General features: G+C 71.9%; 19 protein-coding genes and 1 tRNA gene. 18 read left to right on the top strand and 2 right to left on the bottom strand.

Annotated elements, in window-relative coordinates; genetic code table 11:
* Positions 1-2: 2 nt before the first annotated feature.
* The 4 genes from gltB to ACO0E0_RS11240 all read left to right on the top strand — a co-directional run bounded on the left by gltB (position 3) and on the right by ACO0E0_RS11240 (position 8,848).
* Positions 3-4,595 (top strand): glutamate synthase large subunit, encoded by a 4,593-nt coding sequence (gltB, locus tag ACO0E0_RS11225; protein WP_422871494.1) that lies wholly within the window; start codon positions 3-5, stop codon positions 4,593-4,595.
* A gap of 83 nt (positions 4,596-4,678) precedes the next feature.
* Positions 4,679-6,136: a glutamate synthase subunit beta gene (locus ACO0E0_RS11230; protein WP_422871495.1), complete on the top strand. Its 1,458-nt coding sequence runs from the start codon at positions 4,679-4,681 to the stop codon at positions 6,134-6,136.
* Between the two features lie 160 nt (positions 6,137-6,296).
* A complete protein-coding gene (gene pyk / locus ACO0E0_RS11235; protein ID WP_422871619.1) occupies positions 6,297-7,742 on the top strand; it encodes a pyruvate kinase in 1,446 nt (481 codons plus the stop codon).
* Positions 7,743-7,771: 29 nt separating this feature from the next.
* Positions 7,772-8,848 (top strand): VIT1/CCC1 transporter family protein, encoded by a 1,077-nt coding sequence (locus ACO0E0_RS11240; RefSeq protein ID WP_422871496.1) that lies wholly within the window; start codon positions 7,772-7,774, stop codon positions 8,846-8,848.
* A 440-nt stretch (positions 8,849-9,288) separates the two neighbouring features.
* Here the strand turns inward: ACO0E0_RS11240 and ACO0E0_RS11245 are convergent, their stop codons facing one another.
* Complete coding sequence (locus ACO0E0_RS11245) at positions 9,289-9,828, bottom strand: HdeD family acid-resistance protein (RefSeq protein WP_422871497.1); 540 nt, start codon at positions 9,826-9,828, stop codon at positions 9,289-9,291.
* A gap of 149 nt (positions 9,829-9,977) precedes the next feature.
* On the opposite strand from ACO0E0_RS11245, the gene mvk reads away from it, so the two are divergent.
* From mvk to ACO0E0_RS11315, 14 genes are all read left to right on the top strand, one after another.
* Positions 9,978-11,117, top strand: a complete 1,140-nt coding sequence (gene mvk / locus ACO0E0_RS11250; RefSeq protein WP_422871498.1) for a mevalonate kinase — start codon at positions 9,978-9,980, stop codon at positions 11,115-11,117.
* The gene (gene mvaD / locus ACO0E0_RS11255; protein WP_422871499.1) at positions 11,114-12,100 is read left to right on the top strand and encodes a diphosphomevalonate decarboxylase; all 987 of its coding nucleotides are present in this window, start codon (positions 11,114-11,116) and stop codon (positions 12,098-12,100) included. Before mvk ends, mvaD begins: the two co-directional genes overlap by 4 nt.
* The gene (locus ACO0E0_RS11260; RefSeq protein WP_422871500.1) at positions 12,097-13,221 is read left to right on the top strand and encodes a phosphomevalonate kinase; all 1,125 of its coding nucleotides are present in this window, start codon (positions 12,097-12,099) and stop codon (positions 13,219-13,221) included. Before mvaD ends, ACO0E0_RS11260 begins: the two co-directional genes overlap by 4 nt.
* Positions 13,218-14,273, top strand: a complete 1,056-nt coding sequence (locus ACO0E0_RS11265) for a hydroxymethylglutaryl-CoA reductase (protein WP_422871501.1) — start codon at positions 13,218-13,220, stop codon at positions 14,271-14,273. The genes ACO0E0_RS11260 and ACO0E0_RS11265 overlap by 4 nt, the downstream gene beginning before the upstream one ends.
* Positions 14,270-15,475: a hydroxymethylglutaryl-CoA synthase gene (locus ACO0E0_RS11270; RefSeq protein WP_422871502.1), complete on the top strand. Its 1,206-nt coding sequence runs from the start codon at positions 14,270-14,272 to the stop codon at positions 15,473-15,475. Before ACO0E0_RS11265 ends, ACO0E0_RS11270 begins: the two co-directional genes overlap by 4 nt.
* A gap of 126 nt (positions 15,476-15,601) precedes the next feature.
* Positions 15,602-15,802 (top strand): hypothetical protein, encoded by a 201-nt coding sequence (locus ACO0E0_RS11275; RefSeq protein ID WP_422871503.1) that lies wholly within the window; start codon positions 15,602-15,604, stop codon positions 15,800-15,802.
* 152 nt (positions 15,803-15,954) lie between these two features.
* A complete protein-coding gene (locus ACO0E0_RS11280; protein WP_422871620.1) occupies positions 15,955-18,915 on the top strand; it encodes a Na+/H+ antiporter subunit A in 2,961 nt (986 codons plus the stop codon).
* Entirely contained in the window at positions 18,912-19,334 is a 423-nt protein-coding gene (locus ACO0E0_RS11285; RefSeq protein ID WP_422871504.1) for a Na(+)/H(+) antiporter subunit C, read from the top strand. The genes ACO0E0_RS11280 and ACO0E0_RS11285 overlap by 4 nt, the downstream gene beginning before the upstream one ends.
* A complete protein-coding gene (locus ACO0E0_RS11290) occupies positions 19,331-21,010 on the top strand; it encodes a Na+/H+ antiporter subunit D (RefSeq protein ID WP_422871505.1) in 1,680 nt (559 codons plus the stop codon). The genes ACO0E0_RS11285 and ACO0E0_RS11290 overlap by 4 nt, the downstream gene beginning before the upstream one ends.
* The gene (locus ACO0E0_RS11295) at positions 21,007-21,594 is read left to right on the top strand and encodes a Na+/H+ antiporter subunit E (RefSeq protein WP_422871506.1); all 588 of its coding nucleotides are present in this window, start codon (positions 21,007-21,009) and stop codon (positions 21,592-21,594) included. The genes ACO0E0_RS11290 and ACO0E0_RS11295 overlap by 4 nt, the downstream gene beginning before the upstream one ends.
* Positions 21,591-21,872 carry an MrpF/PhaF family protein gene (locus ACO0E0_RS11300; protein WP_422871507.1) on the top strand — a complete coding sequence of 94 codons (282 nt, stop codon included), beginning with the start codon at positions 21,591-21,593 and terminating at the stop codon, positions 21,870-21,872. The genes ACO0E0_RS11295 and ACO0E0_RS11300 overlap by 4 nt, the downstream gene beginning before the upstream one ends.
* The gene (locus ACO0E0_RS11305) at positions 21,869-22,234 is read left to right on the top strand and encodes a cation:proton antiporter (RefSeq protein ID WP_422871508.1); all 366 of its coding nucleotides are present in this window, start codon (positions 21,869-21,871) and stop codon (positions 22,232-22,234) included. Before ACO0E0_RS11300 ends, ACO0E0_RS11305 begins: the two co-directional genes overlap by 4 nt.
* Before the next feature lie 149 nt (positions 22,235-22,383).
* Positions 22,384-22,465: transfer RNA gene (locus ACO0E0_RS11310), tRNA-Leu, on the top strand.
* Between the two features lie 103 nt (positions 22,466-22,568).
* Positions 22,569-23,174, top strand: a complete 606-nt coding sequence (locus ACO0E0_RS11315; RefSeq protein ID WP_422871509.1) for an ANTAR domain-containing response regulator — start codon at positions 22,569-22,571, stop codon at positions 23,172-23,174.
* 282 nt (positions 23,175-23,456) lie between these two features.
* On the opposite strand, the gene ACO0E0_RS11320 is transcribed toward ACO0E0_RS11315, so the two are convergent.
* Positions 23,457-23,801, bottom strand: a complete 345-nt coding sequence (locus ACO0E0_RS11320; protein WP_422871621.1) for a hotdog fold thioesterase — start codon at positions 23,799-23,801, stop codon at positions 23,457-23,459.
* Between the last annotated feature and the right edge of the window lie 93 nt (positions 23,802-23,894).

Consider the following 23,894-nt stretch of genomic DNA (forward strand, 5'->3'; position numbering starts at 1 on the left):
CCATGGCGCTCCTGCCACCCGGGCTCCTGCCCGCCCACCAGCGTTTCAGTGCCGTCCCGGCGGCGGTCGGCATGTACGACCCCGCGAACGAGAAGGACGCCTGCGGCCTCGCGATGGTCGCGACGCTCCGGGGCACGGCCGGGCACGACATCGTCGACGCGGCGCTCGGAGCGCTGCGGAACCTCGAGCACCGCGGTGCGGTCGGCTCCGATGCGGGAACCGGCGACGGGGCGGGCATCCTCTGCCAGATCCCGGACGCGTTCCTCCGCGAGGTCGTCGACTTCCCGCTGCCCGCGGTGGGCGAGTACGCCGTCGGCACCGCCTACCTGCCGCTCGACGAGACCACCCGGGCCGCTGTCAAGTCGGTCATCGAGTCCGTCGTGGCCGAGGAGGGCCTCCGCGTCCTCGGCTGGCGCGAGGTCCCGGTCCGCGCGGAGGAGCTCGGGACGCTCGCCCGTGCGGCGATGCCCGCGTTCGAACAGCTCTTCGTCGCGAGCGAGCGGCACGACGAGACCGGCGCCGCCTGGCACGGCATCGCGCTCGACCGGCAGACCTACCGCGCGCGCAAGCGGATCGAGCGCGACAACGAGGTCTACTTCATGTCGCTGTCGAGCCGGACCGTCACCTACAAGGGCATGGTGACGACGCTCCAGCTCGAGCCGTTCTACCCCGACCTGTCCGACGAGCGGTTCGCGTCGAAGCTCGCCATCGTGCACTCGCGGTACTCGACGAACACGTTCCCGTCGTGGCCGCTCGCGCAGCCGTTCCGGATGATCGCGCACAACGGCGAGATCAACACCGTCCGCGGGAACCGCAACTGGATGCGCGCGCGGCAGTCGCAGCTCGAGAGCGAGCTCCTCGGCGACCTCGGGCCGCTGCTGCCGATCGTCAGTCCCGCCGCGAGCGACTCCGCCTCGTTCGACGAGGTCGTCGAGCTCCTCTCGCTGAGCGGACGGAGCCTGCCGCACGCCGTGTCGATGATGGTGCCCGAGGCGTGGGAGAACCGCACCGACATGGACCCGGACCTCCGGGCCTTCTACGAGTACCACTCGATGCTCATGGAGCCGTGGGACGGCCCCGCCGCGATCACGTTCACTGACGGCTCGTTCGTCGGAGCCACGCTCGACCGCAACGGCCTCCGACCCGGACGCTTCCTCGTCACCGACGAGGGGCTCGTCGTCCTCGCGAGCGAGACCGGGGTCATCGACGTCCCGGCGTCCAAGGTCGTGCGGAAGGGCCGGCTGCGTCCCGGACGGATGTTCCTCGTCGACACCGAGGCCGGACGCATCATCGAGGACGACGAGGTCAAGCGCGACCTCGCCCGCTCCGGGCCGTGGGCCGAGTGGCTCGAGGCCGGCCGCATCAACCTGAAGGACCTGCCGGAGCGGGAGCACATCGTGCACACGCCGGCGTCCGTGACGCGTCGGCAGCGCGCCTTCGGCTACACGGAGGAGGAAGTGCGCATCCTCCTGCGCCCGATGGCGCAGACCGGCGCCGAGCCGCTCGGTGCGATGGGGTCCGACACGCCGATCGCCGTCCTGTCCGAACGCCCGCGCCTCCTGTTCGACTACTTCACCCAGCAGTTCGCCCAGGTGACGAACCCGCCGCTCGACTCGATCCGCGAGCAGGTCGTCACGAGCATGGGGCTCGGACTCGGCCCGGAACGGAACCTGCTCGACGCGACGCCCGAGCACGCCAAGCAGATCGTGCTCGACTTCCCGGTCATCGACAACGACCAGCTCGCGAAGATCCAGCACTTCGAGACGGAGTCCGGCCGACACCTCACCGTGACCATCCGGGGGCTCTACCGCGTCGACGACGGCGAAGCGTCCATGCAGCAGCGGATCACCGAGATGTTCGCCGAGGTCGACCAGGCGATCCAGTCCGGGAAGCAGTTCATCGTGCTGTCCGACCGCGACGGCAACGCCGAGTACGCACCGGTGCCGAGCCTGCTCATGGTCGCCGCCGTGCACCACCACCTCATCCGGACCGAGCAGCGCATGAAGGTCGGGCTGATCCTCGAGGCCGGCGACGTCCGCGAGGTCCACCACGTCGCGACCCTGATTGGGTACGGCGCGTCCGCGATCAACCCCTACCTCGCCATGGAGACCTGCGAGATCCTCGTCCGCAGCGGCGTCATCACCGGGATCACCCCGGAGCAGGCGGTCCGCAACGTGATCCGGGCACTCGGCAAGGGCGTGCTCAAGATCATGTCCAAGATGGGCATCTCGACGGTGTCGAGCTACGCCGCCGCGCAGGCGTTCGAGGCGGTCGGGCTCCGCCAGGAGTTCGTCGACCGGTACTTCACGGGCACGTCGTCGATCCTCGGCGGTGTCGACATCGACGTCATCGCGAAGGAGAACGCCGACCGGCACGCGAGCGCCTACCCGCAGGACGGCGCGGTCGTCGTGCACGAGCGCCTCGCGACCGGCGGCGAGTACCAGTGGCGCCGCGAGGGTCCGCCGCACCTGTTCAACCCGGAGACGGTCTTCCGGCTGCAGCACGCCACCCGCGCCCGGCGGTACGACATCTTCCGCGAGTACTCGAAGGCGGTCGACGACCAGGCCGAGCAGCTGATGACCCTCCGCGGACTGTTCCGGTTCACCACGGGCCTCCGCCCCGCGGTGCCGCTCGACGAGGTCGAGCCGATCGAGGAGATCGTCAAGCGGTTCAACACCGGCGCGATGAGCTACGGGTCGATCTCGCAGGAAGCCCACGAGACGCTCGCGATCGCGATGAACCGGCTCGGCGGGCGCTCGAACACGGGCGAGGGCGGGGAGGACGTCGACCGACTGCTCGACCCCGAACGCCGCAGTGCGATCAAGCAGGTCGCGTCCGGTCGGTTCGGCGTCACGAGCATGTACCTGACGCACGCCACCGACATCCAGCTGAAGATGGCGCAGGGCGCGAAGCCCGGCGAGGGCGGTCAGCTCCCGCCGACGAAGGTCTACCCGTGGGTGGCCCGCACCCGGCACGCGACGGCCGGCGTCGGCCTCATCTCGCCCCCGCCGCACCACGACATCTACTCGATCGAGGACCTCAAGCAGCTCATCTTCGACGTCAAGCGCGCGAACCCGACCGCTCGGGTGCACGTCAAGCTCGTCAGCCAGTCCGGCATCGGCGCGGTCGCCGCGGGCGTGACGAAGGCACTCGCCGACGTCGTGCTCGTGTCCGGCCACGACGGTGGCACCGGCGCGAGCCCGCTGAACTCGCTGAAGCACGCGGGGACCCCGTGGGAGATCGGCCTCGCCGAGACCCAGCAGACGCTGATGCTCAACAAGATGCGCGACCGTGTCGTCGTGCAGGTCGACGGCCAGATGAAGACGGGGCGGGACGTCGTCGTCGCGGCGCTGCTCGGCGGCGAGGAGTACGGGTTCGCCACGGCGCCGCTCGTGGTCGAGGGTTGCATCCTGATGCGCGTCTGCCACCTCGACACCTGCCCGGTCGGGGTCGCGACGCAGAACCCCGAGCTCCGCGCGCGGTTCTCCGGCAAGCCCGAGTTCGTCGTGAACTTCTTCGAGTTCCTCGCGCAGGAGGTCCGGGAGTACCTCGCGGAGCTCGGCTTCCGGTCCCTCGAAGAGGCGATCGGTCACACCGAGGTCCTCGACGTCGACCGCGCCGTCGACCACTGGAAGGCGTCCGGGCTCGACCTCGCACCGGTGCTCCACGGCCCGGAGTTCGCCGAGGACGAGCCGCGGCGGAACACCCGCGCGCAGGACCACGAGCTCGACGAGCACTTCGACAACCAGCTCATCCGCGCGGCCGCGGACGTGCTGGAGCACGGTGGTTCCGTCTCGCTCGACCTGCCGATCCGGAACACCGAGCGCGCCGTCGGCACGATGCTCGGCCACGAGGTCACGGTCCGGTACGGCGAGGACGGGCTGCCGGCCGGTGCGATCGACATCACGCTCCGCGGGTCGGCCGGGCAGTCGCTCGGCGCGTTCCTCCCGGCCGGCATCCGGCTGCGGTTGTACGGGGACAGCAACGACTACGTCGGCAAGGGCCTCTCGGGCGGCGAGATCATCGTCGCGCCGACCGAGGGAGCCGGGTTCGACGCCGCGGAGAACGTGATCGCCGGGAACGTCATCGGGTACGGGGCGACCCAGGGCTCGATGTTCATCCGCGGCATCGTCGGCGAACGGTTCCTCGTCCGGAACTCCGGTGCGACGGCCGTGGTCGAGGGGGTCGGCGACCATGCGCTCGAGTACATGACGGGCGGTCTCGCGGTGATCCTCGGGGAGACCGGCCGGAACCTCGGCGCGGGCATGTCCGGCGGGACGGCGTACATCCGCGGGCTCCGGTCCGAGGACGTCAACGCCGACGCACTCGCCTCGGGGGAGCTGCAGCTGTCCCCGCTCGACAGCGCCGACGTCGCGATCGTCACCGACCTGCTGGAGCGGCACGCCGCGGAGACCGGGTCGGAGCTCGCCGCGGGGATCCTCGCGGACCTCGACCGGGAGCTCGACGGCTTCGTGAAGGTGCTGCCGCGGGACTACGCGGCCGTGCTGCAGACCCGGCAGGACGCAGTCGACGAGGGGCTCGACCCCGACGGCGACGTCGTGTGGAACCGGATCCTGCAGGTGACCGGTGGCTGAGGCGACGCGCGGGGCGGGCCGCCCCCGCGCCTCCCGGCCCACCACGCCAGCCACCTCGACACGCAACGGAACGGAGACGGCCCATGGCTGACCCGAAGGGGTTCCTGAAGGTCCAGGAACGCGAACTGCCGGAGCGACGGCCCGTCCCCGTGCGGCTCATGGACTGGAAAGAGGTCTACGAGCAGCAGGAGTCCGGACAGCTCCGTCGCCAAGCCGGCCGCTGCATGGACTGCGGCGTGCCGTTCTGCCACCAGGGCTGCCCGCTCGGGAACCTCATCCCGGAGTGGAACGACCTGATGTGGCGGGGCGAGGGACGCCAGGCGATCGAGCGCCTCCACGCCACGAACAACTTCCCGGAGTTCACGGGTCGGCTCTGCCCGGCGCCGTGCGAGGCGTCCTGCGTGCTCGGCATCAACCAGCCGCCGGTGACCATCAAGCAGGTCGAGGTGTCGATCATCGACCAGGCGTTCCAGAACGGCTGGGTGACCCCGCACCCGCCGGAGCGCCTCACCGGCAAGACCGTCGCCGTCGTCGGGTCCGGACCCGCCGGACTCGCCGCCGCGCAGCAACTGACGCGGGCGGGCCACACCGTCGCCGTCTTCGAGCGCGACGACCGCATCGGCGGGCTGCTCCGGTACGGCATCCCGGACTTCAAGATGGAGAAGCGTCAGATCGAGATGCGGCTCGGGCAGATGCAGGCCGAGGGCACCCGGTTCCGCGCCGGCGTCGAGATCGGCGTCGACATCACGTGGGACGACCTCAAGAGCCGGTACGACGCCGTCGTGGTCGCGACCGGGGCGACGGTCCCGCGGGACCTCGCGATCCCCGGTCGCGACCTGGCCGGTGTGCACTTCGCGATGGAGTACCTCGTCCAGCAGAACCGGACGGGTGCCGGCACCACGGTCGACAACCAGATCACGGCCGAGGGCAAGCACGTCGTCGTCATCGGTGGCGGCGACACCGGCGCCGACTGCATCGGTACGGCCCACCGGCAGGGTGCGATCAGCGTCACGAACCTGGCCATCGGCAAGCAGCCGCCCACGGAGCGTCCGGCCGACCAGCCGTGGCCGATGTTCCCGACGGTGTTCGAGACCTCGAGCGCACACGAGGAGGGCGGGGAGCGCACGTTCCTCGCGTCGACCGTGGAGTTCCTGTCGAACGACGCTGGCGAGGTCACGGCACTCCGTGTGGCCGAGACCGAGTACGTCGACGGTCGTCGTGTCCCGAAGGCCGGCACCGAGCGGGAGATCCCGGCGGACCTCGTCCTCATCGCGATGGGGTTCACCGGGCCGGAACGGGACACCATCGAGCCGCAGCTCGGGCTCCCGTTCGCGGACGGCGGGGCGCTCGACCGGGGTGCCGACTACACCACGAACGAGCCCGGCGTGTTCGTCGCGGGGGACGCCGGGCGCGGGCAGTCGCTCATCGTCTGGGCGATCGCGGAGGGCCGGGCCGCCGCGGCGCAGGTCGACACGTACCTCGAGGGCTCGACGATCCTGCCCGCCCCGGTCAAGGCGACCGACCGCGCGATCTCGATCTGATCCCTGCGGTCGTCCTGATCCGCGCGACCGTCCTGATCCGCGCGGTCGTCCTGATCCGCGGCGCTCCTCCGTCCTGTGCACCGGGGGGCCACTCGCAGTCGCTAGGCTGCGGGTGGCCCCTTCCGCAGGAGCACCCATGTCCACCACACGAAGGATTCCATTGAGACGCGCAAAGATCGTTTCGACGCTCGGACCGGCCACCTCGGACTACGAGACCGTCAAGCAGATCATCGAGGCCGGGGTCGACGTCGCCCGTCTGAACCTCAGCCACGGTGACTACAGCGTCCACGAGGCCAACTACGAGAACGTCCGCCGCGCGGCAGCGGACCTCGGCAAGCCCGTCGCGATCCTCGTCGACCTCCAGGGCCCGAAGATCCGGCTCGCGCGGTTCGCCGACGGGCCGCACACCCTCGCGGTCGGCGACGTCTTCACCATCACGACCGAGGACGTCCCCGGGTCCAAGGAGATCTGCGGGACGACGTTCAAGGGGCTGCCGCAGGACGTCAAGCCCGGGGACCCGCTGCTCATCGACGACGGCCGCGTCCGCCTGCGCGTCCTCGACACCGACGGCACGCGCGTCCGCACCGAGGTCGTCGTCGGCGGGACCGTCTCGAACAACAAGGGCATCAACCTGCCCGGCGTCGCGGTGAACGTGCCCGCGCTGTCCGAGAAGGACGAGGCCGACCTCCGATGGGGTCTCCGTCAGGGTGCCGACCTCATCGCGCTGTCGTTCGTGCGGAACGCGGCCGACGTCGACCGTGCGCGCGAGATCATGGCCGAGGAGGGGATCAAGGTCCCGGTCATCGCCAAGATCGAGAAGCCCCAGGCGGTGGACGCGCTCGAGGAGATCATCGACGCGTTCGACTCGATCATGGTGGCCCGCGGCGACCTCGGCGTCGAGCTCCCGCTCGAGGCCGTCCCGATCGTCCAGAAGCGCGCCGTCGAACTCGCGCGCCGGATGGCGAAGCCGGTCATCGTCGCGACGCAGATGCTCGAGTCGATGATCTCCAGCCCGATCCCGACGCGCGCCGAGACATCGGACGTCGCGAACGCGGTCCTCGACGGCGCGGACGCCGTGATGCTCTCCGGCGAGACCAGCGTCGGCGAGTACCCCGTGCAGACGGTCCGGACGATGGCTCGCATCGTCGAGTCGACCGAGGACCACGGCCTGGAACGGATCGCGCCGCTCGGCACGAAGCCCCGCACGCTCGGTGGTGCGATCACCCTCGCCGCGGTCGAGATCGCGGAGTTCACCGAGGCGTCCTACCTCTGTGTGTTCACCGAGTCCGGCGACTCCGCGCGACGCATGTCGCGGCTCCGCCACGGCCTCCCGATCATCGCGCTCACGCCGCACGAGTCCACCCGCCGTCGCATGGCGCTCACCTGGGGCGTCCGCTCGTACCTGGTCGACCCCGTCACGCACACCGACGCGCTGTTCGGTCAGGTGGACGACGTCCTCCTCGGCAACGGCCTCGCCGCCCCTGGCGACCGGGTGATCGTCACGGCCGGCTCGCCCCCCGGCATCCCCGGGTCGACGAACGACCTCCGGGTACACCGCGTCGGCGACGCGCACGCCGAGGTCGCACCGGCCTACGTCCGCAACTGACCGACCGACACGGACTGGAGGATCGGCGCATGTCCAACACGACGACCGCAGGTCACCGGGACCCCGCCGACATCCGGCGGTGGCGCCGGTACCTCGCCGACGAGCGGGCCGAGGAGTCGGTGTACCGGAACCTCGCCGGGCGCCGCGTCGGCGAGGAGCGGGACATCCTCTTGACCCTCGCCGACGCGGAGGGCCGGCACCAGCAGCACTGGCTCGACCTCCTCGGCGAGGACGTCGGTCGACCGCTCGCCGGCGACGTCCGGACCCGTGTCCTCGCGGGCCTCGCGAAGCGGTTCGGGTCGGTGTTCGTCCTCGCGCTCATGCAGCGCGCCGAGGACCGCTCGCCCTACGCCGACGACGCCGACGCCTCGGCCGCGATGGCGGCGGACGAACGCATCCACGGCGAGGTCGTCCGGGGGCTGGCGAACCGTGGACGACTCCGACTCTCGGGGACGTTCCGCGCGGCGATCTTCGGCGCGAACGACGGGCTCGTCTCGAACCTGGCGCTCATCATCGGCATCAGCGCATCGGGTGCCGACCGGAACATCGTCCTGTTGAGCGGCATCGCCGGCCTCCTCGCGGGCGCGCTGTCGATGGGCGCCGGGGAGTACGTCTCGGTGCGGTCGCAGCGTGAGCTCCTCGAGGCGTCGGCACCGCATCCGGACGCCGGTCGCGCGGTGGTCGACCTCGACGTCGACGCGAACGAGTTGGCCCTGGTGTACCGCGCCCGTGGGATGGACGAGGCTGCCGCGGCGGCGCACGCGCAGGAGGTCCTCGCCGGCCTGCGGCAGGTGGCCGAGCCCGAGGCCGCCGACGACCACGAGGCGATCGGCACCGGCATGAACGCGGCGATCTCCAGCTTCCTGTTCTTCGCCTCGGGTGCGATCATCCCGATCGTGCCGTACCTGTTCGGCCTCGGCGGGTGGACGGCGCTGACGATCGCCGCGGTGCTCGTCGGGATCGCGTTGCTCGTCTCCGGCTCGGTGGTCGGCGTGCTCTCCGGCGCGAGTCCCGGCAAGCGGGCGCTCCGGCAGCTCGCGATCGGGTTCGGTGCGGCTGCGGTGACCTACGTGCTCGGGCTGTTGTTCGGCACCACCGGCGTCTGACCCTCAGGCGACATTATCCGCGGGAAGCGACGTCGCTGAACCCGCGTGATGTCGCTTCATGACCATGCATCGTCTGCGGGTGCATCGAGCGACATTGCGCGGGATGTGCGACGTCGCGAAACCCGCCTGATGTCGCTTCATGACCGTGCATCGGGCGACATCGGTCGTGCCGGGCGGTGTCGCGGAACGGGCGGGATGTCGCTTCATGACCGTGCATCGGGCGACGTCGGTCGTACCGGGCGGCGTCGTGGAACGGGCGTGATGTCGCTTCATGACCGTGCATGAGGCGACATTGTCCGCGGGAAGCGACGTCGCGGAACGGGCGTGATGTCGCTTCCGCGGCAGCGCCACCCACCCGCCCCGCGCCACCCGCCCCGCGCCGACCGCACCGCGCCGACCGCCCCGCCCCGCCCCGCACCGACCCGCGGTGGGACCTCGCGTCAGCGCCGCGCCGCAGCCCGCGCGGGCAGGAGCAGCAGGGCCGCGATCCCGACGACGACGAGCGCGATCCCGGCCACGACGACGAACACGGTCAGCGCGACACCCGGAGCGACGAGCACCGCGATCCCGACGACGAGCGACAGCACCCCGCTGACGACCGCCGGCACACGCGACGACCCCGGATGCCCGACGAACGCGCCGACGAGGGCGGCGATCCCCTCGACGATGAACCCGATCCCCGCGAGCAGCGCGAGGACGAGGAGGGGCGCAGCCGGGTCGAGGAGGCACACGAGTCCGCCGATCGCGACGAGCACGCCGACGACACCGGACACCCAGCGCCACGTGCCGGATGCACCGCGGCCGTTCAGGGCGGCGACGACACGGAGCACGCCCGCGACGACGAGATACACGCCGAAGACGATCGCGACGAGGACGAGTGCCGGACGGGGCCACACGATCGCCGTGACGCCGAGGACGATCCCGACCGCCGCCGTGACGATGACGAACAGCCGGAACGTGCGGACGGCGCGGGAATCCATGGGGGGACGCTACCGATCGGCCGGAACCGATCCCCAGGCAGGTCCCAGCGTGCAACGGCTGTCCTCCGTCCCGGGTATCGTCGACCGGGACCCGCTCCCTGCACGGCACCTGCCGGACCGACGGAGAAGACCGGGTTGCCGAACCCCTGATGACGAACGACCTCCACACCAGTGATGCCGCACCGGCACTCGACGACCGGCCGGCACCGACCAGCGTCGGACGTTCGTCGACCCACGGCAAGGCGATCCTGTTCGGCGAGCACACCGTGCTCTACGGCGCCCCGGCGTTGGCGCTGCCCGTCACGGACCTCGTCGTCGAGGCCGTCGCGACCCCGATCCCGACGAGCGATCCCGTCACGGACGGCCACCGGCTGCAGTCGAGCGTCCACACGGGCCCGCTCGACACGGCCCCGTCCGCCGTCCTGCCGACGGTGACCGCCGTCCGCGCGACGCTCCGCCACCTCGGCATCCCCGACATCGCCGACGCAGACGCCGCCGACGTCGCCGCCCACGCAGACGCCGACATCGCCGCCCACGCAGACGCCGCCGGCGCCGCCAGCGCAGACGGCGCCGGCATCCCCGACGCCCCACGGTTCCACGTCCGGGTGGACAGCGCCGTGCCCACCGCTCGTGGTCTCGGGTCGAGCGCCGCCGTCGCCGGGGCGGTCGCCGGCGCGGTCGCGGATGCCCTCGGCGCGACGCTGACCGCGGACGAACGGTTCGCCCTCGTGCAGGAGTGCGAACGGATCGCGCACGGGTCCGCGAGCGGCCTCGACGCCCGCGCGGTGGTCGCCGACGGTCCGGTGTGGTTCGACCACGGCACCGTGACTGCCCTCCCCGTGCACGGTCGGTTCACGTTCGTCGTCGCGGACACCGGTGTCCCGGGCCACACCCGCGAGGCCGTCGCCGCGGTCCGCGCCCTCGCCGACCGGCGGCCGGACCTCGTGGCGGAGGTCGTGGGACGGATCACCCGGCTCGCCGAGACCGCCGCCCGGTTGCTCGGCGACGTGGACGAGGTCCACCTGACCCGCGCCGAGCACCTCGGTGCCGCGATGGACGACGCGCAGACCCTCCTCACGACGCTCGGCGTCTCGAGCCCCGACGTCGACCGACTGGTCGGTGCGGCGCGCGCTGCGGGTGCATTGGGTGCGAAGCTCACCGGCGGTGGTCGTGGCGGGTGCGTGCTCGTGCTCGTGGCCGACGACGCGGCCGTGGCGCCCGTCGGTGCCGCACTCCGCGCCGCCGGTGCGACGGACACCTGGACGACCCGGATCGGAGCTTCCGCATGACCACCGCCACCGCGCACCCGAACATCGCCCTGGTGAAGTACTGGGGCAAGGCCGACGAGCGGCTCGCGCTGCCCGCGACCGGCAGCGTCTCGATGACGCTCGACGTGTTCCCGACCACGACGACCGTCACGGTGGACGGCGGCGCTCCGGACGGACGGGAGGCGCGTGACCGGTTCGTCCTGAACGGTGCGGCCGACGACGGGGCATCGCTGCTGCGGGTCACCCGCTTCCTCGACCTGGTGCGCGAGCTCGCCGGCAGCGAGGTCCGCGCGAGCGTCGTCTCGCAGAACACCGTGCCGACCGGGGCCGGGTTGGCCTCGAGCGCCTCGGGGTTCGCCGCTCTCGCCGCGGCCGCAGCCGGTGCGTACGGGCTCGACCTCGACGCCCGGGCCCTCAGCCGGCTCGCGCGCCGTGGTTCCGGGTCGGCGACGCGCTCGATCCCCGGTGGCGTGGCGGTCTGGCACGCCGGCCACGACGACGCGTCGTCCTTCGCCGAGCCCGTGGCCGCGCCACCGATGGCGATGGTCGTCGTCACGATCGACGCCACCGAGAAGGCCGTCTCGAGCCGCGAGGCCATGCGCCGCACGACCGCGACGTCGCCGTTCTACCCGGCGTGGGTGACGTCGACGACCGCCACCGTGCCGGCGATGCTCGCAGCGTGCGCCGCCGGCGACTTCACCCGCGTCGGCGAGATCACCGAGAGCAACGCGCTCCGGATGCACGCGACGATCCAGGGCGCCGAGCCGCCCATCCGGTACCTCACGGCGGCGAGCATCGCGGTGTTCGACGCCGTCATCGGGTTGCGCGCCGTCGGCGTCGAGGCGTACGCGACCGCCGACGCCGGCCCGAACGTCGTCGTGCTCTGTCGCCCGGAGGACCGCGACCGGGTCGCCGACGAACTCGCCGCGTACGGCAGCGTGATCGCGTCCGGCACCGGACCGGGCGCACACATCGTCGACGAGACCGTGGCGGCGGCGCGGTGACCGCCGGGACGAGCTCCGCCGCCATCGAGGTCCGCGCCCCGGGCAAGCTGTTCATCGCGGGGGAGTACGCCGTCGTGGAGCCCGGGCAGCCGTCGGTGCTCGTCGCGCTCGACCGGTTCATCACCGTCCGGCTCACCGCCGCGGAGCACGCCGGCAGCGTCCACTCCGACGAGTACGGTCAGCTGCCCCTCGTCTGGACCCGCGACGAGTCCGGACTGACGATCGACCGGGAACACCACCCCTACGACTACGTGATGGCGGTCGTCGACCTCGTCGAGCGGCTCCGCGAGGAACGAGGCGTCGCGCCGCGGTTCTCGGACCTCCGGATCACGAGCGAGCTCGACGACGCGAGCGGTCGGAAGTTCGGCCTCGGGTCGTCGGCCGCGGTGGTCGTGGCGACCGTCGGTGCCCTCGACGCCTTCTACCGGCTCGGCCTGACCCGTCGCGAGCGGTTCGGCGTCGCACTGCTCGCGACCGTGCAGGTGAACCCGACGGCGTCCGGCGGCGACCTCGCGGCGAGCACCTACGGCGGGTGGATCCGCTACAGCGCGCCGGACCGCGCGGCCCTCAGCCGGCTGATCGCCGATCGGCCGGTGTCCGAGGTCCTCGACGGCGACCACTGGGACGGCTTCTCGGTCACGCAGCTCGCGCCGCCCGAACACCTGCGGCTGCTCGTCGGGTGGACCGGTTCGCCCGCGTCGACCTCCCGGCTCGTCGACGTCGTGCACCGCCACCGGGACGACGACGCGACGCAGTACGCGGCGTTCCTCGACGCGAGCCGGAGCTGCGTCGACGACCTGGTCGCGGGCCTCCAGTCCGGCGACACGACCCGCGCGACCGGTGCGATCACGCGCGCCCGTGGCATCCTGCAGCGCCTCGGGACGGCCGTCGGGTCCTCGATCGAGACCCCGCGCCTCGCGACGCTCTGCGACGTCGCCGAGGCCGAGGGCGCCGCGGCGAAGCCGTCCGGCGCGGGCGGTGGCGACTGCGGCATCGTGCTGGTACCGAAGGAGATCGACCCGAAGCGCATCCTCCGTGCGTGGGAGGCCCATGACATCCGGCACCTCAGCGTGTCCGTGCACCCGGCGGAAGCCGACCCCGTCGAGAGGACCACCCGGTGAGCAGCGCAGTGACCGAGACACCCATGCCGACCAAGTGGGTCGGGCCGATCCGGATCAGCGGCAACGCCGTCGAGGGCGAGCACGAGGTCCCGCTCGCGACGTACGAGACCCCGCTGTGGCCGTCCGTCGCCCGTGGTGCGCTGCTCTCCCGACAGATCGAGGGTGGCATCGTCGCGACCGTCGTCGACGAGCGGATGACCCGGTCCGTGCTGCTCCGCGCCACCGGCGCCGCCGACGCCCTCGCCGCGTCGCGCGACGTCGTCGCCCGGTTCGACGAGCTCGCCGCCGTGGTCGCCGGGCAGAGCCGCTTCGCGACGCTCATCGAGATCCACCCGGAGATCGTCGGCGGGTTGCTCTTCGTCCGGTTCGCGTTCACGACCGGGGACGCCTCCGGGCACAACATGGTCACCCAGGCGTCCGACGCACTCCTCGACCGCATCCTCGAGTGGCACCCGGAGCTGTCGTACCTGTCGATCTCCGGCAACTACTGCTCGGACAAGAAGGCCACCGCGGTGAACGGCATCCTCGGCCGTGGGCGGAGCGTCGTCGCGGAGCTGACCGTCCCCGGCGAGCTCGTCGAACGTCGTCTCCGTTCCACCACCGAGCGGATCGTCGAGCTGAACACGGCCAAGAACCTGATCGGGTCGACGATCGCGGGCGCGCTCCGCTCGGCGAACGCCCACTACGCGAACATGCTCCTCGGCTTCTACCTCGCGACCGGCCAGGACGCCGCCAACATCGTCGAGGGCTCCCAGGGGATCACGACCGCGGAGGACCGGGGAGGCGACCTGTACTTCGCCTGCACCCTGCCGCACCTCATCGTGGGCACGGTCGGGAACGGCAAGGACCTGCCCGTCGTGGAAGCCGCCCTCGAGCGGCTCGGCGTCCGCGAGCCACGGGACCCCGGTGCGAACGCACGGCGGCTCGCCGCGCTCGGCGCAGCGACCGTGCTGTGCGGCGAGCTCTCGCTCCTCGCCGCGCAGACGAACCCCGGCGAGCTGATGGCGGCCCACGTCCGGCTCGAGCGACGGGCGGACGGGAGGCGCGCATGAGCACGCAGACCGGATCCGGCACGCAGACGGTCGCGTCGCTGACCGTCGGCATCGACGACCTGGCGATCGCGACGGGGCACCACGTGGTCGACCTCGACGACCTCGCGCGGCACGGCGGCGTCGACCCGGCGAAGTACCACGTCGGGCTCGGGCAGGACACGTTCAGCCTGCCGGCCGCGGACGAGGACGTCGTGACGCTCGCGGCTGCGGCGGCGCGGGCGCTCCTCGCGCGGACCGGCACGGAGGGCATCCGGACGGTGTTCCTCGCCACGGAGTCCGGGATCGACCAGTCGAAGAGCGCCGGGATGTTCGTGCACGGGCTGCTCGGTCTCCCGCAGTCGTCGCGCGTCGTCGAGCTCAAGCAAGCCTGCTACTCGGGGACGGCCGCGCTCCAGGCCGCGCTCGGCATGGTGGCACGCGACCCACGCGAGCGGGTGCTCGTGATCGCGTCCGACGTCGCCCGGTACGACCTCGACACGGCGGCCGAGGCCACGCAGGGCGCCGGCGCGGTCGCGATGCTCGTCACGGCGGACCCGTCGCTCGTCGTCATCGAACCGACCTCGGGCCTGTTCTCGAGCGACGTCGACGACTTCTGGCGCCCGAACGACCGGACCACCGCGCTCGTCGACGGCCGGCTCTCGGTGAGCGCCTACCTCAACGCGTTCCTCGGCGCGTGGGAGGACCTGCAGCAGCGTGGCGGCCCGGCGATCGGCGACATCGACCGGTTCGTGCACCACCAGCCCTTCACGAAGATGGCGCTCAAGGCGCACCGGAAGCTCGGGCAGCACACCGGGTCGTCGTTCGCCGACGCCGACCTCGCGACGGGGTTCACGTACAACCGCCGTGCGGGCAACACCTACACGGCGTCGCTGTACTTCGCGCTGGCCGCCCTGCTCGACCTCGACGACGACCTCGCCGACCGACGCATCGGGCTGTTCAGCTACGGCTCCGGGAGCGTCGGCGAGTTCTTCACCGGGGTCGTCCGACCCGGCTACCGCGCGCTGCGGGCCCCGGAGCGGGAACGGACCGCGCGGATGCTCGATGCGCGGGTCGCAGTCGACGTCGAGACGTACCGCCAGCTGCACGAGACGACCTGGACCGGGAGCGGCGACGTCGAGCGGCCTCGCGTGACGACGGGCCCGTTCCGGTTCGCGGGTGTCCGCGGGGGTGCGCGTCACTACGAGGCGACGGACCGCTCGTGACCCACACTGGGTCCTGACCGGCCGGCGGGTTCCGCGCGGACGCCGGAGACGTACCAAGCGCGATCGTGCTCCGCGACGAATGGGCGGACGACGACCACGACGACCAGACGGAGAGGACGTGACCGCATGCTCGAACTCGGGACCTACCGCAACGAGTGCGACGCCGTCATCGTCGTCGAACGACTGCTGGCGGACGGCCGTGCCGCGCGCGAGGACGTCTACGCGGCCCGGACGGTCGACATCACCGGCGCGCTCCCGGACGAGGGCCTGCTGGTGACCGAGCACGCGCTGCACGACGCCGGCTACCGGCTCGCGGACGGCGCCTGAGGTCGGTCCGGGCTCCGGCTCCCAGGTTCACGCAGGACGCGCCGACGCCCGTTCGGTATCCTGAGAACCGGCACACACGTCACGCACCGTGTGCTCAGCCACGATCCCGTGCTCTCGCCGACCCCGTCGACCCGATCCCCCGGAGGTCACCCCTGCTCGTCGTCCTCGCGTCCTTCGCCGTGGCGGCCGTCGTCGTGCCGACGCTCGTCCACGTGCTCGGGACGCGTGCCTTCGCCGTCGCAGCCCTGGTGCCGGCCGCGGCGTTCGTGCTCGCGCTGGTGCAGACCCCGCGCGTGTTCGCGGGCGGGGTGTCGACCGTCGTGCCGTGGATCCCCGAGCTCGGCATCGACCTCGCGTTCCGGCTCGACCCGTTGTCGTGGGTGCTGACCCTCGTCGTCACCGGCGTCGGTGCCCTCGTCCTGCTCTACTGCGTCCGGTACTTCGCCGACGGCGAGCCGGCACTCGCCCGGTTCGCCGGGGTCTTCGTCGCGTTCGCCGGGTCGATGTACGGGCTGGTCGTGGCCGACGACGTCTTCCTGCTGTTCGTGTTCTGGGAGGGCACGACGGTCTTCTCGTACCTGCTCATCGGTCACGACCCCGCACGACGGGCAGCCCGCGTCGCGGCGATGCAGGCGCTCGTCGTGACGACCTTCGGCGGCCTGGCGATGCTCGCCGGCCTCGTCCTGCTCTCCGTCCGGGCCGGGACCGGTCGGCTCTCCGGCATCGTCGCCGCCGCGGAGGACGGACACCTGTCGGGAGCGCTCGTGACCGTCGCGGTGCTGCTCGTCCTCGCCGGCGCGCTGTCGAAGTCCGCCATCGTCCCGTTCCACTTCTGGTTGCCGTCCGCGATGGCGGCACCCACCCCGGTGAGCGCGTACCTGCACGCCGCGGCGATGGTGAAGGCCGGGATCTACCTCGTCGCACGGCTGGCGCCGGGGTTCGCCGAGGTCCCCGGGTGGCGCGGCACGATCGTCGTGCTCGGCATCACCGGCATGCTCGTCGGTGGCGTCCTCGCGCTCCGGCAGACCGACCTCAAGCTGCTCCTCGCCTACGGGACGGTCGCGCAGCTCGGGTTCCTGGTCACCGCCGCGGGGTGGGGGAGCGAGGCCGTCGCGATCGGTGCGATCGTGCTGCTCCTCGGCCATGCGTGCTTCAAGGCGACGCTGTTCCTCACGGTGGGCGCGATCGACCACGCCACCGGGACACGCGACCTCCGGAGGCTGAGCGGTCTCGGCCGACGCGCCCCGGTCCTCGCGGTCATCGCGCTGCTGGCACTCGCCTCGATGTCCGGACTCCCGCCGACCATCGGGTTCGTCGGCAAGGAAGCCCTGCTCACCGGACTGCTCGACGCCACCGCCGGACCGTCGTCGGCCTGGGCCTGGGTCGCGCTGGTCGGGGTCGTCATCGGTTCCGTGCTGACCGTCGCCTACAGCGTCCGGTTCTTCTGGGGCGCGTTCTGGTCGCGGCCCGGTGTCCCCGCGACCCACCCGCACGACCTCCGCCCACTGCTGCCCGTGCCCGGGCTCCTCGCGGTCGCGGGCCTCGTGCTGGGCGCCGCGATCGCCGCCGTCGGCCAGTTCCTCGAGCCGGTCGGACACGGTCTGTCGGCCGACGGCGAGGTCGCGCACCTCGCGCTCTGGCACGGACTCGAACCGGCGCTCGCCCTGTCGGCGGTGACCCTCGTCGGCGGGGCCGCGCTGGTCGCCGGACTCGCCCGTCTGCGCACCCGCGCGGCGACCGTCGGGGTCGTACCGCGCCTCCCGGTCATGTCCGGTCGTGCGACGGCCCCGTCGCGTCCGAGCCTGCCGACCGCGTCCGGCACCTACCGCGCGGCGATGCGCGGGCTTGACCGGGGCGCCGCCCTCGTCACCGCCAACGTCCAGCGCGGATCGCTGCCGTACTACCTGACCGTGATCCTGTCCGTGATGGTGGCGGCGGCCGTCGCCAACCTCGTGCTCGGCGGCCCGTGGGCGGTCCACCTGCGGTTCCAGGACTCGTGGGCACAGCTCCCGACCGTCGTCGTGATGGCGGTCGCGGCGATCGGTGTGCTCACCGCCCGGACCCGGTTCGCCGCGGCGCTCCTGGTCGGCGTGACCGGGTACGGCATGTCCGTGCTGTTCGTCGTCCAGGGCGCCTACGACCTCGCGCTGACGCAGCTCGTGGTGGAGACGGTGACCCTCGTCGCGTTCGTCCTCGTGCTCCGGCGCCTGCCGCCGCGGATCGCGGAGGCCAACCCGTCGCGGTTCCGGGTCGGTCGGGCGCTGTTCGCGGCTGCGTGCGGTCTGGTCCTGGCGGTCGTCGTGGTGGTCGTGGCCTCGAGTCGGACCGCTGACCCGATCTGGACGGAGATACCGGCCCTGACGAGTTCGTTCGGCCACGGCCAGAACGTCGTGAACGTCGCACTCGTCGACCTCCGCGGCTGGGACACCATGGGAGAGCTGAGCGTCGTCGTCGCTGCAGCCACGGGCGTCGCGAGCCTGGTGTTCGTCAAGTCGCGTGAGGACACGCTGCCCCGGCTCCGCGGGAACCGGTCCCGGGTCGGCGACCAGGCCGGTGCGACCGCCGCCGGCGAGCGGGACCGGGACGGCGGCGGCCCGAGGGTGTGGCTGCCGACGTCCGACGCGCTCCCGACCGGACGGTCGGCGCTCCTCGACGTCGTGGTGCGGCTCCTGTTCCACGGGATGGTCGTCCTGTCGGTGTACCTGCTGTTCGCGGGGCACAACCTGATCGGGGGCGGGTTCGCCGGCGGGCTCGTCGCGGGGATCGCCCTCGTCGGCCGGTACCTCGCCGGTGGCGCGGCGGAGCTCGGGGCCGCGGCGCCGGTCCGCGCGGGTCGGCTGCTCGGACTCGGGCTCGCCACGGCGGCGACGACCGCGGTCGTGCCGCTGTTCGCCGGACAGGACGCGCTCGAGAGCACCTTCCTCGAGGCCACGGTGCCGGTCCTCGGACACGTCGAGTTCGTGACGGCGACGTTCTTCGACGTCGGCGTGTACCTCATCGTGGTCGGCCTCGTGCTCGACGTGCTGCGGAGCCTCGGCGCCGAGGTCGACCGGCAGGGTCGTGCGGAGCGCCGCGGCGCCGGGGCTCCGGCGACGGAACGGAGCGCACCGTGACCATCAGCCTGATCCTCGTCATCGCGATGGCCGTGCTGTTCTCGTGCGGCGTCTACCTGCTCCTCGAGCGGAGTCTGACGCGCATGCTGCTCGGGTTCCTGCTCCTCGGGAACGCCGTGAACCTCCTGCTCCTCGTCATGACCGGTGCCGCCGGCGGTCCGCCGATCGGCGACGGCCCGGACGGCATGACCGACCCGCTGCCGCAGGCGTTCGGGCTCACCGCGATCGTCATCACCTTCGCGGTGAGCGCGTTCCTCCTCGCGCTCATCTACCGGTCGTGGAGCCTGTCCCGCCGTGACGAGGTCGACCTCGACGAGGAGGACGTCGCGATCGGGCGACTCCGCCCCGACGAGGTGGACGACCTGGACGAGGCCGACGGGGTCGACGAGGCCGACGCGACGAACGGAGCCGCTCGATGACCGTCCTCGTCCCGCTGCTCGTCCTCCTGCCGCTGCTCGGCGCTGCGGTCGCCCTCGGGCTCGTCCGACACCGCGGCGTCCAGCGTGTCGTCACCGTGTCGGTGCTCGCACTCGTCGTGGTGATCGCCGCCGTGCTGCTCGTGGTCGTCGACCGCGACGGGACGCTCGTCATGCAGGTCGGCGGGTGGGCGGCCCCGTACGGCATCTCGCTCGTCGTCGACCGACTGAGCGCCCTGCTCCTGCTGGTGTCGGCCGCGGTGCTCCTCGCAGTCCTGCTGTACTCCGTCGGGCAGGGCCTCGCGGACGACGACGCCGATGCCCCGGTGACGATCTACTACCCGACCTACCTCGTGCTCGCGGCCGGGGTGCTGAACAGCTTCATCGCGGGCGACCTCTTCAACCTGTACGTCGGGTTCGAGATGCTCCTGGTCGCGAGCTTCGTGCTGATCACGGTCGGCGGGAGCGCGACACGGGTCCGCGCCGGGACCACGTACATCATCACGAGCCTGGTGTCCTCCGCGATCTTCCTCACCGCGATCGGGCTCGTCTACGGCGCCACCGGGACGGTGAACCTCGCGCAGATCAGCCAGCGCGTCGCGGAGCTCCCGCTCGGCACGCAGCTCCTCCTGCACTCGATGCTCCTGATCGGGTTCGGGATCAAGGCGGCGGTGTTCCCGCTCGCGTTCTGGCTCCCGGACTCGTACCCGACCGCGCCGGCACCGGTCACCGCGGTCTTCGCGGGCCTCCTCACCAAGGTGGGCGTGTACGCGATCATCCGGCTCGAGACTGTCGTGTTCCCGTCGGACACGCTGAACCCGGTGCTCATGGTCGTCGCGGCGCTGACGATGTTCGTCGGGGTGCTCGGGGCGGTGTCCCAGACAGACGTCAAGCGACTGCTGTCGTTCACGCTCGTCAGCCACATCGGCTACATGATCATGGGCATCGGCCTCGGGACCGTCGCGGGGACGGCTGCCGCGGTGTTCTACACGGTGCACCACATCCTCGTCCAGACCACGCTGTTCCTCGCCTCGGGGCTCATCGAGCGCACCGGCGGGTCGACCTCCACCCGGCGGCTCGCCGGACTCCTCAAGGCGTCTCCGCTCCTCGGCTTCCTGTACTTCATCCCGGCGCTCAACCTCGGTGGGATCCCGCCGTTCTCCGGGTTCATCGGGAAGGTCGCGCTGTTCCGGGCCGCGGCCGAGCAGGGCGGCGTGCTGGCCTCCGTGCTGATCGGCGTCGGGTCGCTCACCTCGCTCCTGACGCTGTACGCGCTCATGCGGGTGTGGGACGCAGCGTTCTGGCGGCCTCGTCGGTCGGCGCTGCCGTCCGCGCCGCACGCCGACCTGGTGCCGGACACCGCCGCGTTCGCGGCCGAGCGCGGCGGGGCGGACTCGGGGCGGGCCTCCAGTCCGGAGTCGGTGGGCGACGTCGGTGCGACGTCGGTCGCGACCGCGACGGCCGCCACGACCACGGCGTCGGAGGGACTGGCGGCGCCGGAGCACGTCCGGCTGCCGCGGATGCTCGTCGGTGTGACGGTCACCATGGTCGGCGCGACACTCGCGCTGACGGTCTTCGCCGGGCCGCTGATGGGGTACGCGACCCGGGCGGCGGAGGGTCTCGAGTCGCCGGTCGCGTACGTCACCGCGGTGCTCGGGACGGACGGGGGTGCGCGATGACGGACCGCCCCGACACGGACCGCCCCGACACGGACCGCACCTCCGGGACTGGCCGACGACGTCCCGCGTTCTCGTGGCGCTACGAGGTGCCGCTCGTCCTCGGGCTCGTCGTCCTCTGGGCGATGCTCTGGGGATCGTGGACACCCCTGACCCTGCTGACCGGGGTCGTGCTGGCCGTGCTCGTGACGCAGCTCCTGCCGCTGCCACCCATCCCGTTGTCGTCCAGACTCGACCCGTTCCGGCTGGTCGTGCTCCTCGCGGTGTTCGTCGTGCAGGTCGTGGTCGCGTCGTTCCAGGTGTCGTGGATCGCCGTTCGACGCCGAGGGGCCCCGCGGAGCTCGATGGTGCTCGTGCCGCTCCGGACGCACTCCGACATGACGTTCACCATCTCGGTGCTGGCGATCTCGCTGGTGCCCGGGTCGTACGTGGTCGAGGTCGACCTCGCCCGCCGCCGGATCCTGCTGCACGTGCTGGACACCCCGGACGAAGCCGCGGTGACTGCGGCCCGGCGGTCCGCGCTCGCACTCGAGGCGCGAGTGATCCGCGCGCTCGGCTCGACGGAGGACCTGGAGGCGATCCGATGACCGCGCTGCTCGTGACCGTCGGGGTGCTCCTGACGGCGGCACTCGCCCTGGCGGTGTTCCGCATCCTCCGCGGCCCGACCCTGATCGACCGGATGATCGGGTCCGACATCGTGCTCACCACGGTGCTCGTCGTGCTCGCCGCGGTCGAGGTGGTCCGCGGCGAGCTGACGGTCATCCCGGTGCTCGTCGTGATCAGCGCGACGAGCGTGTTCGCGACCGTGGCCGTCGCCCGGGTCATCACCCCGACGTCCGACCCCGAGGGGAGCGAGGACCAGTGACCGACCTGACCGCACATCTCGACGCGATCGGCGTGCGTGCGTGGATCGCCCTCGGGCTGCTCCTCGTCGCGGCACTGCTGTCGCTGTCCGCCGGGATCGGGATCGTCCGGTTCCTCGACCCGCTCGCGCGCCTGCACGCGATGGCGAAGCCGCAGGTGCTCGGGCTCGCATGTGCGCTCGCGGCGATCGTCGTGGCGGTGGGGACCTGGACGGCGTTCTGGGTGGTCGTCCCGGTCATGGCGTTCCAGCTGTTCCTCGTGCCGGTGTCGACGCACATGATCGCCAGGGCGGGCGTCCGCGACGGCGACTACCGGGCGGACGAGCTGCTCGTCGACGACACCGACGACCACCACCGGGACTGACCGGCCCCGGGCCCGCCGGCGCCCGTCCCGGTCCCGACGAGAATGCAGGATCCCCGGGTGCCGATGCCGACCCACTCCGAATTACTGCATCCTCGGCGGGGAAGGAGCCGGAGAGCGGCCGGGAGGAGGTGCGGTACTCTGGCAGCCGCGCGAGTGTGGTGGAATCGGCAGACACGGGGCACTCAAAATGCTCTGCCTCACGGCATGCGGGTTCGAGTCCCGCCACTCGTACTGCAGTCGTGCCGAACCTGCGCGGCATGCGGGGCAGTCCGGCCCGGCAGCATCCACCAGCCCACCCGGCAGCCACCAGGCCGACGCATAGTAGGGTTCCAGTGTGAGTGACACAGACGCAACAGCCACCGCCCCCCGCCGAGTCGTCGTCGCGGAGGACGAGTCGCTCATCCGCCTCGACATCGTCGAGATCCTCCGGGACAACGGCTTCGACGTCGTGGGGGAAGCCGGAGATGGCGAGACCGCGGTCGCCCTGGCCACGGACCTCCGCCCGGACCTCGTCATCATGGACGTCAAGATGCCCCAGCTCGACGGCATCTCCGCCGCGGAGCGCCTCTCCAAGAACCACATCGCACCCGTCGTGCTCCTCACCGCGTTCAGCCAGAAGGAGCTCGTCGAACGGGCGACCGAGGCCGGTGCCCTCGCCTACGTCGTCAAGCCGTTCACGCCGAACGACTTGCTCCCCGCGATCGAGATCGCCCTCTCCCGGTACCAGCAGATCATCACCCTCGAGTCCGAGGTCGCCGACCTGGTGGAGCGGTTCGAGACCCGGAAGCTCGTCGACCGCGCCAAGGGCCTCCTCAACGAGAAGATGGGCCTCACCGAGCCCGAGGCATTCCGCTGGATCCAGAAGGCGAGCATGGACCGCCGACTGACGATGCACGACGTCGCGAAGGCGATCATCGAGCAGCTCAGCGCCAAGAAGTAGCGCCCCGGGCCCGCCCGACTCACCCGTCCGTCTGACGGTGTCGCCCGGCGCGCCCGTCTGACCGAAGCGAGATCGCAGGACGCGCCGTGTGCCCAGTGAGGGTGCCGGCGTGTTCTGCGATCCCGACGGCACGCATGCGGCGTGTCCTGCGATCCGGGCCGCACGCACGCACGCACGCAGGACGTTCCGCGATCCGGACGCGACCACGGTCGGACGGGAGGCGCGGTGCAGGCCCGCCCCGCGCCTCCCGTCCGACGGGCGGTGACGCCCGGCGCCCACCGCCTAGGCGTCGCGGAGGAAGTTCGTGATCCGCACCGTGGACAGTCGTCGGCCACGGTCGTCCGTGAGGACGATCTCGTGCGTGGCGAGGGTCCGGCCGAGGTGCAGCGCCGTGCAGGTCCCCGTGACGGTCCCCGTGGTGGCACTCCGCGAGTGCGACGCGTTCAACTCGATGCCGACCGCGATCCGGCCCGGCCCCGCGTGCACCGTCGCAGCCATCGAGCCGAGGCTCTCCGCCAGGACCACGTACGCGCCCCCGTGCAGGATGCCGACCGGCTGGGTGTTGCCCTCGACGGGCATGGTCCCGACGGCGCGTTCGGCACTCATCTCGGTGACGACGATGCCCATCTTCTCGGCGAGCGGTCCGACCCCACGGAGCTCGAGCCGTTCGGCGCCGCTCAGGGACTCGGCACCGGTCGTCGCGGCGGTCGGCTGGGTGTC

This window comes from Curtobacterium phyllosphaerae (genome assembly GCF_049341865.1).
GTDB lineage: Bacteria > Actinomycetota > Actinomycetes > Actinomycetales > Microbacteriaceae > Curtobacterium > Curtobacterium phyllosphaerae.